We start from the raw sequence: 14,895 nt of genomic DNA on the forward strand, positions 1-14,895 counted from the left end.
TACCCCGTAGCACCACTCACTGCTGTTCGGGCCTCCGCATGCGCATCAAGAACTCTTGGTGGTCACGCACTTTGACGTCGTCGTCGCCCGCGTGCTCGGGCCGGGCCAGCCAGTTGCCCTCTGCGGTGAGTACCCAGCAACGGGTGTCGGGATGCAACGCGGAGTCGAAGACCTGCCGGAGCTGTTCGGTCAGCCGCGGATCCTTCACCTGTGCCATCACTTCCACGCGCCGGTCGAGATTGCGGTGCATCATGTCGGCGCTGCCGATCCAGTACTGATCCTGCGCCTGGAAGTGCATCACCCGCGAGTGCTCGAGGAAGCGGCCGAGGATCGAGCGCACTTCGATGTTCTCGCTCATGCCGGGCACACCGGGGCGCAGTCCGCAGATGCCGCGCACCACGATCTGCACCGGGACTCCGGCCAGCGAGGCCCGGTACAGCGCGTCGATGATCTCCTCGTCGACGATCGCATTGGCCTTCAACCGGATTCGGGCGTCCTTGCCCTGCGCCGCCAGTTCGGTCTCGCGCTGGATCCGCTCGATGATGCCCGCGCGCACCCCGTGCGGCGCGACAAGCAGGTTGCGGTAGTTCTCTTTTCGTGAGTAACCGGTCAGCGAATTGAACAGGTCGGTCAGGTCCGCGCCGATTTCCGGTGCGGCGGTGAGCAATCCGACGTCCTCGTAGAGCCGCGCGGTCTTCGGGTTGTAGTTGCCGGTGCCGATGTGGCAGTAGCGGCGGATGGTCGCGCCCTCGCGGCGCACCACCAGGCAGGTCTTGCAGTGCGTCTTGAGGCCGATGAGGCCGTAGACCACGTGCACGCCCGCCTGCTCCAGCGCGCGAGCCCATTTGATGTTGGCCTGCTCGTCGAACCGCGCCTTGATCTCGACCAGCGCGACAACCTGCTTGCCCGCCTCGGCCGCGTCGATGAGCGCGTTGACGATCGGTGAGTCGCCGGAGGTGCGGTAGAGCGTCTGCTTGATGGCGAGCACCTGCGGGTCGGCGGCGGCCTGTTCGATGAACCGCTGCACGCTGGTGGAGAACGAGTCGTAGGGGTGGTGCACCAGCACGTCGCCCTCGCGCAGCGCCGCGAACACGTTGCGCGGGGTCTCTCGCTCGCCGAACGCGGGCGGGGTGGCGGGCACATAGGGCGTGTCTTTGAGATTGGGCCGGTCCACCCCGTACACCTGCCACAGGCAGGACAGGTCGAGCAGGCCGGGCACCTGGATGACATCGCCGGGGTCGACATCGAGTTCGCGCAACAGCAATTCGAGCATGTGCTCGGTCATGTCGTCGGAGACTTCCAGCCGCACCGGCGATCCGAAGCGGCGGCGCGCGAGTTCGCGCTCCAGCGCCTGCAGCAGATCCTCGTCGCGGTCCTCGTCGACCTCGAAGTCGGCGTTGCGGGTGATCCGGAACGAGTGCTGCTCAACCACTTCCATGCCGGGGAACAGCAGATCGAGGTGCGCCGCGATCAGTTCCTCCATCGGCAGGAAGGCGGCGATGGTCGAGCCGGCGTCGGTGCGGCGCACCCGGACGAACCGATCGACGTTGTCCGGCACCTTGACTCGCGCGAAGTGCTCGCCGCCGGTGGCGGAATCCTTCACCGTCACCGCGAGATTCAGGCTCAGGCCGCTGATGTAGGGGAACGGGTGCGCCGGATCCACCGCGAGCGGGGTGAGCACCGGGAACACCTGATCCTGGAAGTGGCCCGAGAGGCGTTGGCGCTCATCGTCGTTCAGATCGGTCCAGTCGATGATCGCGATGCCCTCCGCGGTGAGTGCGGGCAGCACGTCGTCGAGGAAGACCCGCGCGTGGCGGTCGGCGATCTCCTGCGCGCGGGCGGCGATCAGTTCCAGCTGCTCGCCGGGCGAGCGGCCGTCCGCGGAACGCACCAGCAGACCGGTCTCGGCGCGGCGCTTGAGGCCGGCGACCCGCACCATGTAGAACTCGTCGAGATTCGACGCGAAGATGGCCAGGAATTTGGCGCGCTCCAGCAGGGACAGCGACGCGTCCTCGGCCAGGGCGAGTACCCGGGCGTTGAAATCGAGCCAGCTCAACTCGCGGTTGAGGTAGCGATCACGTGGCAACTGCTCGACCGTGGTATCGGTCTGCACCGGTGTCGCCGCGGGTGGCGGCGTAGGAAGCAACTGCTGCTTGACGGTTTCCGTATCGCTCATGCCGTTACCTCGCTGGGGCTCGGCACCGACACGCGCGGTGCGCGCTGGCAGTTGGATAGTTCGCTTCGCTCACTCACGCCAACGATCATCCCCTACGAACGGGGTGCGGTGGAGCCCGACACTATGATTGACATGAGGATCACCGCACTCTGGCGATCTCCTAGCACACTCGGCGAACCGGCTGGTGAACGCGATCCGGCCAGCCGATGTCGTGCAGGGCCACGCTGGTCGCACCGCCCGCGCCGAGCTCAATGGCCAGGTCCAGGTCGTCGGCCGTGTCGACATCCAGCCGTAAACCGGGCCAATCACCGATCAGGTCGATCGCACCCGCGGCCATGTGTTTGCCCGCCGAGCCGGGACCGAACCGCGGCTCGAGGTCGGCGACGGGGTCGCGGACAAGTAGCGCGGCCGTGCCGGTGCCCGCGTGATCGACCACGATCGAGCGCAGGCCGCGCGGCGCGATCGTCAGCACGTCGGCGAGTTCCGCCGCGCGCAACGCGGGCAGGTCGGCTTGCAGGGCGAGCAGATCGACCGCTCCGTACTGACGCCGCAACCCGGCCGCGGCGTCGGCCAACGCGGTATTCAGCCCGTCCAGGCCGGCCGGGCGTGGCTCGGGATGCGCCGCGGCGCCCATCGACAGGGCCAGGTCGGCGACCACCGGATCCGGCGTGACCACGGTGACCGAGACGATCCCGGGGACGGCCGCGGTGGCGGTCAAGGTGTCGGCGAGCATGGCAAGGACCAGCCGGGCCCGGTGTTCCGGGCGCAGCCGGTCGGCCAGTCGGCTCTTCGCCTGATCGAGGCTCTTCACCGCGATCACGGCATGCACAGCGTGCGGGCGCATGCGTCCAATCCTTCCATGGCATATTGGGCAGATGACGAGGGCGGCAGTAATGGGCGCGGGATCATGGGGGACCGCGTTCGCGAAGGTGTTGGCGGAGGCGGGAACCGAGGTCACCATCTGGGCGCGACGACCCGAAGTCGCCGAGATACTGCACACCCAACATCGCAATCCCTCTTACCTCACCGATATTCCGCTGCCCCCGCTGGCGGCCACCCACGACCCCGCCGTCGCGCTCGATGGCGCCGACATCGTGGTGCTCGCGGTGCCGTCCCAGTCGTTGCGCGCGAACCTCGTGGAATGGAAGGGGCTGATCGCGCCGGACGCGTCGCTGCTCAGCCTGGCCAAGGGCATCGAAAACGGCTCGCTGCTGCGGATGAGTCAGGTGATCGGCGAGGTCACCGGGGCCGACGAGAGTCGAATCGCGGTGCTGTCCGGTCCGAATCTGGCGCGCGAGATCGCCGTCGGTCAGCCCGCGGCCACCGTGATCGCCTGCTCCGATGCCGAACGAGCGGTGGCGCTGCAGCACGCCAGCGCCACCGGATACTTCCGGCCTTACACGAATACGGATGTGGTGGGCTGCGAGGTCGGCGGCGCCTGTAAGAACGTGATCGCCCTCGCCTGCGGCATCGCCTCCGGAATGGGGTTGGGCGACAACACCGTCGCCAGCATCATCACCCGCGGCCTCGCGGAGATCATCCGGCTCGGCGTGGCACTCGGCGCCGAACCGGCCACCCTCTCCGGCCTGGCCGGCGTGGGCGACCTGGTCGCCACCTGCACCTCGCCGCTGTCGCGCAACCGCTCCTTCGGACACGCGCTCGGCGCGGGCGGCTCGATGGAGACCGCGCAGGAGGCGACGCACGGACAGGTCGCCGAGGGCGTGAAGTCGTGCACGTCCATTCGCGCGCTGGCCGTCGAACACGATGTCGACATGCCGCTCACCACCGCCGTGAACCAGGTGTGCCACGAGGGCATGGCCGTCCGCGAAGCCGTCGGCAATCTGCTCGGCCGACGGATCAAGCCGGAGTAGTCGCCGACCGGACACGCGCCGCAGTTACGCCACTGGGTAGCGGTGGGGACCATGCGCCGCGACGGGTACGGTTCGGGGCATGACGAAGCGGATCCGGGTGGCTGTGGTTTTCGGCGGGCGGAGCAATGAGCACGCCGTCTCCTGCGTGTCGGCGGGCAGCGTGCTGCCGAACCTGGATCCGGCGAAGTACGACGTGGTGCCGATCGGCATCAGCGCCGAAGGAGCCTGGGTGCTGGCCGATTCCAACATCGCCGCCCTCGGTTTCCGCGATCGCACCTTGCCGTCGGTGGACGGCACCGGCACCGCGTTGACCCTGACCGCCGGGCCGGGCGGTTCGGGTGCGCTTGTCGCACTCGACGATCCCGGCGCCGCCCTCGGTTCGGTCGATGTGGTGTTCCCGCTGCTGCACGGACCCTTTGGTGAGGACGGCACCCTGCAGGGCATGTTGGAACTCGCCGGTGTGCCTTACGTCGGCGCGGGCGTGCTTGCCAGCGCGGCGGGCATGGACAAGGAGTTCACCAAGAAACTCCTTGCGGCCGAAGGCTTGCCGGTCGGTCAGCAGGTGGTGTTGCGGCCCGGCACCGCGACGGTGAGCGAGGCGGACCGGACCAGGCTCGGGCTGCCCGCGTTCGTGAAGCCCGCGCGCGGGGGATCGTCGATCGGGATCACGAAGGTCGACGACTGGGCCGCATTGGACGCGGCCATCGCCACCGCCCGTGCGCACGACCCGAAGGTGATCGTCGAGGCGGGCATCGTCGGCCGCGAAGTCGAGTGCGGCGTACTGGAATTCCCGGACGGTCGAGTGGAAGCCAGTGTGCTGTCGGAGATTCGGATGCCGGAGGAAGGCTCCGCCGCCGCGAACCCGGAGTTCTACGACTTCGAGACCAAATACCTCGACGACGTCTGCGAATTCGATGTGCCCGCGAAGCTGGACGACGACGTCTCCGACAATGTCCGGGAACTCGCGGTCCGGGCGTTCCGCGCGCTGGACTGTCAGGGCCTGGCCCGCGTCGACTTCTTCATCACCGCCGACGGCCCGGTGATCAACGAGATCAACACCATGCCCGGCTTCACGCCGATCTCCCAGTACCCGCGGATGTGGGAAGCCACCGGCATCGACTATCGGGACCTGGTGTCCATCTTGATCGACACGGCGCTCGCGCGCGGCACCGGTCTTCGCTAGGTCTCAGTTGGGCAGCGGGCCCGGGTCGAGCGGCTTGGCGGGCAGGTTCGCGGTGATGGTGTCGGAGACCGCCTGGAGCGGGGTGGGGCCGGAGCCGTCGGGAACGGTCAGCGCGATGTAGGTCTCGCGGTCGACGGCGAACCAGGTGCTCGCCTTGGCGGCTTGGTCGCGGGCCTCGAACCACTGGACGCCGTTCACGATCTGCAGGGCCGAGGCGCGGTTGAACTCGAGCGGGCGGTCCAGGCCGCAGCGCAGCACGATCGGGTCGCCGCCGTCGGCGTGCTGCCAGGCGCGGGTCGCCGGTGGGGAGGGTTCCACCAGGGTGGATTTGGTGTACTCGCCGAGTTCGGTCGGCAGCGCGGGGAGCAGGTTGGTGCAGGCCGGGCCGTCCGCGGCGGGGGCCGGGACCGGGCCGAGGACCAGCGGTTCGCGTTCGACCGGGGCGTTGCGGGCGAAGATCGCGATCACCAGCACGGCGACGACGAGCGCGACCGGCAAGGCCACGGCGGTCGCGATGAGCGCTGGGGAGTGCTGGCGAGCGGCAGAGCCGGTGCCGCTCGCCGCGGTGTCGGTGTCCGAGGTAGCGGATTCGGTGTCCGACGGACTGTCCCCGGGCGTGCTGCTCGCCGCCTCGGCGACCTGTCCCGTCGTGTCCTTCGCCGAATCGTGGTCCGACGATTCCGCCGCCATGCTCACCGATCCTTCCTGTTGCGCCGATCGGGCGGTCGGCGGCCGCGCAAGCGCGGCGGTGCCGTGACCGGCCCGGTAGCAGTCGATTGCCCTGAAAAGGGTACCTTCGGGTCGATTCCAGCCAGCAGCGCGTCTGAGAGGACCGGTCATCAGCGAGCACACGGGACCAAGGACGGTGCGTGAACTGGGGGAGTTCGCGCTGATCGAGCGGATCAACCGCGATCGGGTCCAGGCGCCGGGCGTGCTGCTCGGCCCCGGCGACGACGCCGCCCTGGTCGCCGCGCCCGACGGCCGGTTCGTGGTCACCACCGACATGCTCGTGCAGGACCGGCATTTCCGCCTCGACTGGTCGAGTCCCGAGGACATCGGCCGCAAGGCGATCGCGCAGAACGCGGCCGACGTGGTCGCGATGGGCGCGTGGCCGAGCGCGTTCGTGGTGGCACTCGGCTGCCCGGCCGACACCGCGCTGGAGGTGATCGACGGTCTCACCGACGGAATGTGGGCCGAGGCGACCCGGGCCGGTGCCTCCATCGCGGGTGGCGATCTGGTCCGCAGCCGCGACCTCGTCATCTCGGTCACCGCGTTCGGCGACCTGCGTGGCCGCCCGGCCATCACGAGAGCCGGTGCGCGCGTGGGAGACACGGTTGCCGTCGCGGGCCGCCTCGGCTGGTCGGCCGCGGGCCTCGCGATCCTGACCGCGGGCGCCGAATCCGACGAGTTCGCCGAAGCGCTTGCCGCGCACCGGGTCCCGCAACCGCCGTATTCGGCGGTGCTGAATGAGCACACCGAGACGGGACTGAACGCACTCACCGATGTATCCGACGGGCTATTAGCGGACCTCGGCCATATCGCCGAATTATCCGGTGTCGCTATTGATCTCGATTTGTCCGTATTGCATCACCAATCACTCGAGCGCGTCGCCGCTCGTATGGATGCCGATGCGGCGCAATGGATTCTGACCGGCGGCGAGGATCACGCGTTCGTCGGCACCTGGTCGGCCGAGTGTGACCTGCCCGCAGGCTGGCTGCCGATCGGCCGCGTGTCCGCCGGTCACGGCGTCACGGTCGACGGCGCGGCGCGGTCGGGCAGCGCCGGGTGGGAATCGTTCGGTGGGGCGGACTCGGCGGTCGCGAGCGAACCACGATAAGTTGTGCGGTCATGGGCGCGAAACCACTGTCGGAAATTATGGATCCGGGATGGGCGAAGGCACTCGAGTCGGTGGCGGAACGGATTTCCGCCATGGGCGAGTTCCTGCGCGAAGAGAACGCGGCGGGCCGCGGGTATCTACCGGCCGGTGAGAACGTGCTACGCGCCTTCCAGCGCCCCTTCGACGCGGTGCGGGTGCTTGTCGTCGGCCAGGACCCGTATCCGACCCCGGGTCACGCGATGGGCCTGAGTTTCTCTGTCGCGCCCAATGTTTCGCCGGTTCCGCGCAGCCTGGCGAACATCTTCGCCGAATACACCAAGGATCTCGGCCACCCGACACCGTCCTGCGGCGACCTGAGCCCCTGGTCGGATCAGGGCGTGCTGATGCTGAACAGGGTGCTCACCGTGGCGCCCGGCCAGCCCGCCTCGCATCGCGGCAAGGGCTGGGAGGCGGTGACCGAGCAGGCCATTCGCGCGCTGGTCGCGCGGGACGAGCCACTGGTCGCGATCCTCTGGGGCCGCGACGCGGCCACCCTCAAGCCGACTCTGGTCGAGGCCGAGATCCCCTATATCGAATCCGCGCATCCCTCGCCGCTGTCGGCGTCGCGCGGCTTCTTCGGTTCCCGCCCGTTTTCCCGAGTGAACGAACTGCTCGACGAGCTGGGTGCCGAACCCGTTGACTGGCGCCTGCCCTGAGCCGGTGTCTGTGTGTGATTTTTCTAGATTGATTTCGAGTGAGGAGCTTTTCCATGCCCAACACCACCGTTCGCGGCGTACTGCGCGGCACCACCGCCACCCTGGCCCTCTGTGCCGCCCTCGCGGGTGGCGCCGCGACCGCGAATGCCTCGGGGCTGCCGCTGGAGCAGGCCACCGACACCACCTCGGCACCGGCCGCCGGTACCTCGTCGACGCAGATCGGTGAGGAATTCACCTCCAACGGCTCCTCCACCATCTCCTCCTCGGTCAACGCCAAGGTGGCCTGCCTGCTGCAGCGCACCCTCAGCGCCTCCGGCAAGTGGGACTGCTGAGCTGAGCCCGTTCGGGAGGCTCGGCTGCGAACCGTAACCGGTTCTATGCGATCCTCGGTTTGTGAGTAATGCGAACAATCTTCTCGAGCCTGCGCCATTGCGGTTGCGCGGCTCGGGTGGGCTCGAGCTGGCCGCCGACCAGTTCGGCCCGGTCGACGGTCCGCTCGTCGTCTTCCTGCACGGCGGCGGGCAGACCAGGCACTCGTGGAAGCAGACCGGCGCGAAGCTCGGCGCCGCGGGCATGCGCGTGGTCACGCTGGACGCGCGCGGGCACGGCGACAGCGCGTGGTCCGAGGACGGCGACTACCGCCGCGACACCATGGTGCGCGACCTGCTACTAGTGCTCGAACAGCTCGGTGCGCCCGCCGTCGTGGTCGGGGCGAGCATGGGCGGCATCACCGGCCTGCTCGCCACCGCCGTCCCCGGCGGCGAGGCGATCAGCGCGCTGGTGCTCGTCGATATCGTCACCCGGCCGGAAAAGGCCGGTGTCGCGCGGGTGATCGACTTCCTCGGCAAGCACCGCGACGGATTCGACAGCCTCGAGCAGGTGGCCGACGCCGTCGCCGAATACCTGCCGCACCGGCCGCGTCCGAAGAACACCGACGGCCTGCTACGCAACCTGCGCGAGCGGGACGGCCGCTGGTACTGGCACTGGGACCCGGACATGCTGTCCGGCAGGGTCGAGGACGCCTCCGAGATGACCGATCAGCTGGAGGCCGCGGCGCGCAAGCTGACGATCCCGGTCCTGCTGGTGCGCGGCTTGCAGTCGGACGTGGTGAGTTCCGAAGGCGCCGCGGCGTTTCAGGAGTTGGTGCCGCACATGCAGCTGGTCGAGATCGGCGGTGCGGCCCACACCGCGGCCGGTGACGACAACGACTCCTTCACCGACGCGGTCGCGAAGTTCGTCTTGCAGACCAATCAGTGAGCTACGCGTAGTTCGGCTTGCGCTTCTCGACGAAAGCGTCGACGCCCTCGCGACCGGTCGCACCGTTGGCCGCGGCCGCGATCGCGTCGCGTTCGCGGTCGAGCTGATCGCCGAGCGCCGTCGAAGCGGACTGTGCCAGTAGGCCTTTGATGCTCGCATAGGTGGAACGTGGTCCGGCGGCGAGGGTTCGGGCCAGGTTCAGCGCCGCGGACTGTACTTCGTCGTCGGCGACCAGCCTGCTGAGGATGCCGAGCCGCACCGCCTCGTCGGCGTCCACCACCGCGTCGGTGAGCAGGATTTCGCGGGCCCGGCCGAGTCCGACGATGCGCGGCAGCGTCCAGGACATGCCGCCGTCGGGGCTGAGGCCGATGCCGGGGTAGGCCGGGCGCAGCTTGGTGCTCGGCCCGCCGAGTGCGATGTCGGCGGCGCAGACCAGGCTCATCCCGGCGCCCGCCGCCCAGCCCTGGACGCCGGCCACGACCGGGACCGTCGTCGCGTCGAGCGCGCGGACGAAGTGGTGCAGATCCGTTGCCAGGCCGTAGATGTGGGCGGCCCGATCGGCCGCGGCCGCGAAGCCGCGCACATTGCCGCCCGCACAGAAGTTCGCGCCGGTGCCGGTCAGCAGCACCGCGCCGACCTCGGAGCCGAGCGAGCGCAGCGCGGCGGTGCCCGCGACGATCCCGCCGAAGTCCATGGACGTGCCGTTGGCGGCGGTCGCGATGGTGATCTGCAGGACGCCGTCGACGGAGGTCACGTACCCGGCTTGCTCGGTGGAGGTCATGATCAAGCACCTTAGCGGGTGGATATGTACGGCTCGGACGGATGCGCGGTGGCCCCTGTTTCGTCACACCGCGCCGGGCGCGCGCACCATTCTGACTTCGATCGAAGGCGAGAAGGCCTCGACTCTGCTCGTGCCGTCCGGTGCGAAACCGTGTTTGCGGTAGAAGGCCAGCGCGCGCGGGTTCTGCTCGAATACCCACAGCGAGTACGGCTTCGATGGATCGAGCGCCGCGTGCAGCAGTTCGTGCGCGAGGCCGGTGCCGTACCACGGCGAACGAACGTACAGTGCGTAGAGCTGATGGGCGGGCACCGGTGGATCGTCGTGCGTCTCGCCCGCGCTGGCGAAGCCGACGACTTGGGTACCGGCCAGCGCCACCCAGGTGCGTCCGGGGTACTTGACCCGGTTGCGCTCCCATTGCTCGGCTCGCTGCTCGACGTCGAAGGCGTCCAGTACGTGCGCGGGAACCAGCTCGCGGTAGGCCTCCCGCCAGCAGGCGATGTGGCATTCGGCGAGGGGGTAGGCGTGCTCGGCCGCGAGCGGAGCGATGCGCCAGTCGGGCTCGGTCATTCTTGCCTATCGATGACTACGCCCCGGACCACCCGTGAGGGTGCCGGGGCGTGCGTCGGTCTCGTACAGGTCAGCCGTGGCGAATCAGCCGCGGACGACCTTGCCCGCCTTGAGGCAGGAGGTGCACACGTTCATGCGACGGGTGTTACCCGGCGCAACCTGGGCGCGAACGGTCTGGATGTTCGGGTTCCAGCGACGGTTGGTGCGCCGGTGCGAGTGCGAGACCGACTTCCCGAAGCCGGGGCCCTTGGCGCAGACGTCGCAGACGGCAGCCATAGTCGCGAACTCCTTCATGTCATGTGGAGGACCGTCGCCCGCGGGCAACATGTCCGGAAACAATGTTTGGCGTACCCCTGCCGACAGACATCGGCCAGCGCAAACCGGCAACGGCCACGCGAGGCAACCCTGCAAGGGTAGCTGGACCGCCCCCGATCCACCAAACCGGGTGCGCCGCGGACCTTACTGGCACCCGAGGCGGGTACCACCAGTATGTCGGCCGCGCCCGCTAACCTTGCGGGCGGTGCAGGTGGCGACGATCAAAGGGGTGACGGTGCCCGGAGTGCGGGATGTGATGGACGGCACGGCGCTGCTGCGCTGGGGCCGAGCCTGCCTCGACGGTTTGGCGAACCGGCGCGAGGAGATCAACGCACTCAATGTCTTCCCCATCCCGGACGCCGATACCGGCACCAACCTGCTCGCCACGATGCGCGCGGCGATGGACGCCGCGGCGGCGCGTGGTCCGGTGGCGGCATTGTCGGCGCACGACGTCGCCGCCGCGCTGGCGCGGGGCGCGACCAGCGGCGCGCGCGGCAACTCCGGCATCATCCTGTCGCAGGTGCTGCGGGGCATCGCCGAGGCGGTCCGGAGCGAGCCGCTCACCGCCGCCACGCTGCGCGATGGGTTGAACCGCGCCTCGGTCCTGGTCCGCGAGGCGTTGAGTGAGCCGATCGAGGGCACCATCCTCACTGTCCTGGACTGCGCGGCCGCCAGCGCGGCATCGTGTCCGGATACCTCGCTCGCCGAGGTGGCATTGGCGGCGGCCGACGGTGCCGCCAAGGCACTCGGCGATACACCGTCTCAGCTGGGTGTGCTGCGCGAGGCGGGGGTCGTCGACGCGGGTGCGCGCGGGCTGGTGGTGCTGCTGGACAGCCTGGTCGCGGTCACCTTCGGCGAGATCCCCGCCCGGCCGGAATACACCCCGCGTGACCCAGACATCGTGCGGTTCGCCGAGGACAATCGCGAAACCAGCTCGGCAGCACCGCAATACGAGGTGATGTACCTGCTCGCCGACACCGACCAGGACCAGTTGGCGCGGTTGCGCGCGCGCCTCACCGAGCTCGGCGACTCGGTGGTGGTCGTCGGCGACGGCGCACACTGCTGGTCCGCCCACGTGCACTGCGCGGACGCGGGTGCCGCCGTGGAAGCCGGTCTCGCCGCCGGAAAGCTCAGTGGGATCCGCATCGAGAGCTTCGCACTCACCGGACGCGAGACGCCGCACGACATGAGCTCCGGTCATCTCGTCACGCACACCACCATCGACTCCGCTAAAGAAGTCGACGGACCCGCCGACCGCGGGATCCTGGCGGTGGCGGCCGGTGCCGGTGCGGCCGAACTGTTCGAGGACGCCGGCGCGGTGGTGCTCGCTGGTGACGGCGCGGTGACCGCCGCCGACCTGCTCGCCGCGATCCGCGCCATGCCGAACCGCGAGGTGCTCGTCCTGCCCAACGGCGCGTTACCCGCGCACGACCTGGTCGCCGTCGGTGTCGCCGCCCGTGACGTGCACCGCGACGTGCTCCTGCTGCCGAGCGGATCCATGGTGCAGGGGCTCGCGGCGCTGGCCGTGCACGATCGCGGCCGGATCGCCGTCGACGACGCCTTCGCCATGTCCGAAGCGGCCGCGACCACCCGGTGGGGGTCGCTGCGCGCCGCACCGGAACGGGCGCTCACCATGGTCGGCACCTGCGAAGCGGGCGACGGACTCGGCCTGGTCGGCCAGGATGTCGTAGTGATCGACCATGATGTGCGCGCGGCCGGACGCACGCTGCTGGACCGGATGCTCGCGTTCGGCGGCGAACTGGTCACGCTGCTGATGGGTGCGGCGGCGCCGGACGGCCTGGCCGGCGAACTCGCCGCACACATCATCGAAGGCTTTCCCGGCGTGGAGGTCACCGTGTATTCCGGTGGGCAGCACGGGGATCTGGTGCAGATCGGAGTGGAGTAGATGGCGACCCTGAGTGATCGGCTCGACCATATTCTCGGCGTGAAGGCGGCGGGCTCGCTGGTCGACGCGTTCGACATGCACACGGTGGAGGATCTGCTCCGGCACTATCCGCTGCGCTACGCGACGCAGGGGCAGCCGCTCACCGAGGAAGAGCCGGAAGACGGTACGCACATCACCGTGATCGGCCGGATCACCAAGGCCGAGCTGCGGCCGATGCGCAACCGGCGCGGTTCGCTGCTGAAGGTGGTGCTGGACACCGGTTCTGGCAGCGGCCGCGGCGTCGACGTGACCTTCTTCAACGGTGACAAGGTGAAATACGTTGTCCGGGAAGGCCTTCGGGCGATGATGTCGGGCACCGTCAACTACTGGCGGCCCGGTCAGTGGAACCTGAACCATCCGGGCTATCTGATCCTGCCCGAGAACGACGACGAGACGGTCGGCGCGGTGAAAACCGTGCGCGGCGGCGGTGCTCTGCGCGGGCTCGCGCAAAGCGCGAAAGGCGCTGAGGGCGTGGATACCTCGTTCATGGAGCGGGAGTTCATCCCGGTGTACCCGGCGACCGCGAAGGTGCAGAGCTGGGACGTGCTCGCCTGCGTGCGCCAGGTGCTCGATCAGCTGGACCCGATCGATGATCCGCTGCCGGACGCGATCAGGGACGACCGTTCGCTGATGAAGATCTCCGACGCGCTGCGCCTGATCCACCTGCCGGAGCACAAGGCCGACATCGAGCAGGCCCAGCAGCGTTTGCGTTTCGACGAGGCGCTGGCGTTGCAGCTGGTGCTCGCCGAACGCCGCCACGAGGTGTCCGGCCGGGCCGCGCGCTCGTGCCCGCCGCGACCGGACGGCATCGCCGCCGAGTTCGAGAAGCGCCTGCCCTTCGAACTGACCGCGGGCCAGCGGCAGGTGATCTCGGAGATTTCCGCGGACATGTCGCGCACGCATCCGATGCACCGCCTGCTGCAGGGCGAGGTCGGCTCCGGCAAGACCATCGTCGCGTTGCAGGCGATGCTGCAGATCGTCGACGCGGGTCAGCAGTGTGCGCTGCTCGCACCGACGGAAGTTCTTGCCGCCCAGCACTTTCGGTCGCTGCGCAAGATGCTCGGCGATCTCGGCAACGCCGGTGAGCTCGGCGCGGGCGACAAGTCGACCAAGGTGGTGCTGGTCACCGGTTCGATGTCGACCGCGACCAAGAAGGCCGCGCTGCTGGCGGCGATGACCGGCGAGGCGGGCATCGTGATCGGCACGCACGCGCTGATCCAGGACAACGTCGAGTTCTTCGACCTCGGCATGGTCGTCGTCGACGAACAGCACCGGTTCGGCGTCGAGCAGCGAGATGCTTTGCGCGCCAAGGCGAAAGCGGGCACCAGCCCGCACCTGCTGGTGATGACCGCCACGCCGATCCCGCGCACCATCGCCATGACCACCCTCGGCGACCTGGAGACCTCGACGCTCACCGAACTGCCGAGGGGGCGTTCGCCGATCACATCCAAGGTCGTGCCGCGCAGGCAGCATCCGAACTGGGTCGATCGGGCCTGGGAGCGCATTGTCGAGGAGGTCAAGGCCGGTCGGCAGGCCTACGTGGTGTGCTCACGCATCGGTGACGACGAGGAGGCCGCCGGCAAGACCCGCAACGGCAAGTCGAAGGCGGCCGAGCCCGAAAAGGAAGGCCCGACAACGCAGGCCGCGCTCGACGTCTTCGAGATGCTGAGCGCGGGTCCGCTGTCCGAGCTGCGCGTCGGTCTCCTGCACGGCAGGCTGCCCGCGGACGAAAAAGACCAGGTGATGCGCGCGTTCAACGACGGCTCCGTCGATGTGCTCGTCTGTACCACCGTCGTCGAGGTCGGCGTGGACGTGCCGAACGCGACCGTCATGGTGATCGTGGACGCCGACCGCTTCGGCGTCAGCCAGCTGCATCAGCTGCGTGGCCGTATCGGTCGTGGCAAGCATCCCGGCTTGTGCCTGCTGGTCACCGATTCGGCGCCCAACGGTTCGGCGATGGCGCGGCTGGACGCGGTCGCCGCCACCACCGACGGCTTCGAACTCGCCGTGCTCGACCTGCGCACCCGCCGCGAGGGCGACGTGCTCGGTGCGGCTCAGTCCGGCACCGCCCGCTCGCTGAAGCTGCTGTCGTTGCTCGACGATCTCGAAGTCATCACCGCCGCACAGGAACTTGCCCGCGAGATGGTCGAAGCCGACCCCGGCCTGAAGAAACACCCCGGCTTGGCGAGCATGATGCACGCCGCGGTCGATTCCGAACGTCTGGAGTATTTGGCCAAGTCGTAACCGGCTGGCCGCCAATCGGGTCAG

Annotated in this window: 14 protein-coding genes; 8 read left to right on the forward strand and 6 right to left on the reverse strand. The window is 69.0% G+C overall.

What is annotated here, in order from left to right:
* Window positions 1-16: 16 nt before the first annotated feature.
* The gene (locus tag ACIBCN_RS15140; RefSeq protein ID WP_396992138.1) at window positions 17-2,176 is read right to left on the reverse strand and encodes an RNA degradosome polyphosphate kinase; all 2,160 of its coding nucleotides are present in this window, start codon (window positions 2,174-2,176) and stop codon (window positions 17-19) included.
* A gap of 160 nt (window positions 2,177-2,336) precedes the next feature.
* Complete coding sequence (gene cofC, locus ACIBCN_RS15145) at window positions 2,337-3,020, reverse strand: 2-phospho-L-lactate guanylyltransferase (RefSeq protein ID WP_396992139.1); 684 nt, start codon at window positions 3,018-3,020, stop codon at window positions 2,337-2,339.
* A gap of 31 nt (window positions 3,021-3,051) precedes the next feature.
* Here cofC and ACIBCN_RS15150 point away from each other — a divergent pair, with 31 nt between their 5' ends.
* Together ACIBCN_RS15150 and ACIBCN_RS15155 are read left to right on the forward strand one after the other, a co-directional pair.
* Window positions 3,052-4,047 (forward strand): NAD(P)H-dependent glycerol-3-phosphate dehydrogenase, encoded by a 996-nt coding sequence (locus ACIBCN_RS15150; RefSeq protein WP_396992140.1) that lies wholly within the window; start codon window positions 3,052-3,054, stop codon window positions 4,045-4,047.
* Window positions 4,048-4,126: 79 nt separating this feature from the next.
* Complete coding sequence (locus ACIBCN_RS15155; RefSeq protein WP_396992141.1) at window positions 4,127-5,230, forward strand: D-alanine--D-alanine ligase family protein; 1,104 nt, start codon at window positions 4,127-4,129, stop codon at window positions 5,228-5,230.
* A 3-nt stretch (window positions 5,231-5,233) separates the two neighbouring features.
* Here the strand turns inward: ACIBCN_RS15155 and ACIBCN_RS15160 are convergent, their stop codons facing one another.
* The gene (locus ACIBCN_RS15160; protein WP_396992142.1) at window positions 5,234-5,920 is read right to left on the reverse strand and encodes a DUF3515 domain-containing protein; all 687 of its coding nucleotides are present in this window, start codon (window positions 5,918-5,920) and stop codon (window positions 5,234-5,236) included.
* 175 nt (window positions 5,921-6,095) lie between these two features.
* On the opposite strand from ACIBCN_RS15160, the gene ACIBCN_RS15165 reads away from it, so the two are divergent.
* The 4 genes from ACIBCN_RS15165 to ACIBCN_RS15180 all read left to right on the forward strand — a co-directional run bounded on the left by ACIBCN_RS15165 (window position 6,096) and on the right by ACIBCN_RS15180 (window position 9,019).
* Window positions 6,096-7,067, forward strand: coding sequence for a thiamine-phosphate kinase (locus tag ACIBCN_RS15165; protein ID WP_396992143.1), 972 nt, complete (start codon window positions 6,096-6,098; stop codon window positions 7,065-7,067).
* Between the two features lie 11 nt (window positions 7,068-7,078).
* Window positions 7,079-7,762 (forward strand): uracil-DNA glycosylase, encoded by a 684-nt coding sequence (locus ACIBCN_RS15170; protein ID WP_396992144.1) that lies wholly within the window; start codon window positions 7,079-7,081, stop codon window positions 7,760-7,762.
* A 53-nt stretch (window positions 7,763-7,815) separates the two neighbouring features.
* A complete protein-coding gene (locus ACIBCN_RS15175; protein WP_396992145.1) occupies window positions 7,816-8,094 on the forward strand; it encodes a hypothetical protein in 279 nt (92 codons plus the stop codon).
* 61 nt (window positions 8,095-8,155) lie between these two features.
* Window positions 8,156-9,019, forward strand: coding sequence for an alpha/beta fold hydrolase (locus ACIBCN_RS15180; RefSeq protein WP_396992146.1), 864 nt, complete (start codon window positions 8,156-8,158; stop codon window positions 9,017-9,019).
* Between the two features lies 1 nt (window position 9,020).
* On the opposite strand, the gene ACIBCN_RS15185 is transcribed toward ACIBCN_RS15180, so the two are convergent.
* The 3 genes from ACIBCN_RS15185 to rpmB form a co-directional block, all read right to left on the reverse strand.
* The gene (locus ACIBCN_RS15185; RefSeq protein WP_396992148.1) at window positions 9,021-9,800 is read right to left on the reverse strand and encodes an enoyl-CoA hydratase/isomerase family protein; all 780 of its coding nucleotides are present in this window, start codon (window positions 9,798-9,800) and stop codon (window positions 9,021-9,023) included.
* 63 nt (window positions 9,801-9,863) lie between these two features.
* A complete protein-coding gene (locus ACIBCN_RS15190; RefSeq protein WP_396992149.1) occupies window positions 9,864-10,367 on the reverse strand; it encodes a GNAT family N-acetyltransferase in 504 nt (167 codons plus the stop codon).
* An 84-nt stretch (window positions 10,368-10,451) separates the two neighbouring features.
* Window positions 10,452-10,643 carry a 50S ribosomal protein L28 gene (rpmB, locus tag ACIBCN_RS15195; RefSeq protein ID WP_011210730.1) on the reverse strand — a complete coding sequence of 64 codons (192 nt, stop codon included), beginning with the start codon at window positions 10,641-10,643 and terminating at the stop codon, window positions 10,452-10,454.
* A 295-nt stretch (window positions 10,644-10,938) separates the two neighbouring features.
* On the opposite strand from rpmB, the gene ACIBCN_RS15200 reads away from it, so the two are divergent.
* Both ACIBCN_RS15200 and recG read left to right on the forward strand, forming a co-directional pair.
* Window positions 10,939-12,588 (forward strand): DAK2 domain-containing protein, encoded by a 1,650-nt coding sequence (locus ACIBCN_RS15200; RefSeq protein WP_396992568.1) that lies wholly within the window; start codon window positions 10,939-10,941, stop codon window positions 12,586-12,588.
* Complete coding sequence (recG, locus tag ACIBCN_RS15205) at window positions 12,589-14,871, forward strand: ATP-dependent DNA helicase RecG (RefSeq protein ID WP_396992150.1); 2,283 nt, start codon at window positions 12,589-12,591, stop codon at window positions 14,869-14,871. It abuts the gene before it with no gap.
* Window positions 14,872-14,895 lie beyond the last annotated feature (24 nt).

It is taken from the genome of Nocardia sp. NPDC051052 (genome assembly GCF_044456045.1).
In the GTDB taxonomy this organism is placed as follows: Bacteria; Actinomycetota; Actinomycetes; order Mycobacteriales; family Mycobacteriaceae; genus Nocardia.

Excerpts from the sequence above, each read along its gene's own strand:
- ACIBCN_RS15150 (WP_396992140.1), top strand. The coding sequence starts at position 3,052 with ATGACGAGGGCGGCAGTAATGGGCGCGGGATCATGGGGGACCGCGTTC.
- ACIBCN_RS15200 (WP_396992568.1), top strand. The coding sequence starts at position 10,939 with ATGGACGGCACGGCGCTGCTGCGCTGGGGCCGAGCCTGCCTCGACGGT.
- ACIBCN_RS15175 (WP_396992145.1), top strand. The coding sequence starts at position 7,816 with ATGCCCAACACCACCGTTCGCGGCGTACTGCGCGGCACCACCGCCACC.
- rpmB (WP_011210730.1), bottom strand. The coding sequence starts at position 10,643 with ATGGCTGCCGTCTGCGACGTCTGCGCCAAGGGCCCCGGCTTCGGGAAG.
- ACIBCN_RS15140 (WP_396992138.1), bottom strand. The coding sequence starts at position 2,176 with ATGAGCGATACGGAAACCGTCAAGCAGCAGTTGCTTCCTACGCCGCCA.
- ACIBCN_RS15170 (WP_396992144.1), top strand. The coding sequence starts at position 7,079 with ATGGGCGCGAAACCACTGTCGGAAATTATGGATCCGGGATGGGCGAAG.
- ACIBCN_RS15190 (WP_396992149.1), bottom strand. The coding sequence starts at position 10,367 with ATGACCGAGCCCGACTGGCGCATCGCTCCGCTCGCGGCCGAGCACGCC.
- recG (WP_396992150.1), top strand. The coding sequence starts at position 12,589 with ATGGCGACCCTGAGTGATCGGCTCGACCATATTCTCGGCGTGAAGGCG.
- ACIBCN_RS15160 (WP_396992142.1), bottom strand. The coding sequence starts at position 5,920 with ATGGCGGCGGAATCGTCGGACCACGATTCGGCGAAGGACACGACGGGA.
- ACIBCN_RS15155 (WP_396992141.1), top strand. The coding sequence starts at position 4,127 with ATGACGAAGCGGATCCGGGTGGCTGTGGTTTTCGGCGGGCGGAGCAAT.
- ACIBCN_RS15185 (WP_396992148.1), bottom strand. The coding sequence starts at position 9,800 with ATGACCTCCACCGAGCAAGCCGGGTACGTGACCTCCGTCGACGGCGTC.
- cofC (WP_396992139.1), bottom strand. The coding sequence starts at position 3,020 with ATGCGCCCGCACGCTGTGCATGCCGTGATCGCGGTGAAGAGCCTCGAT.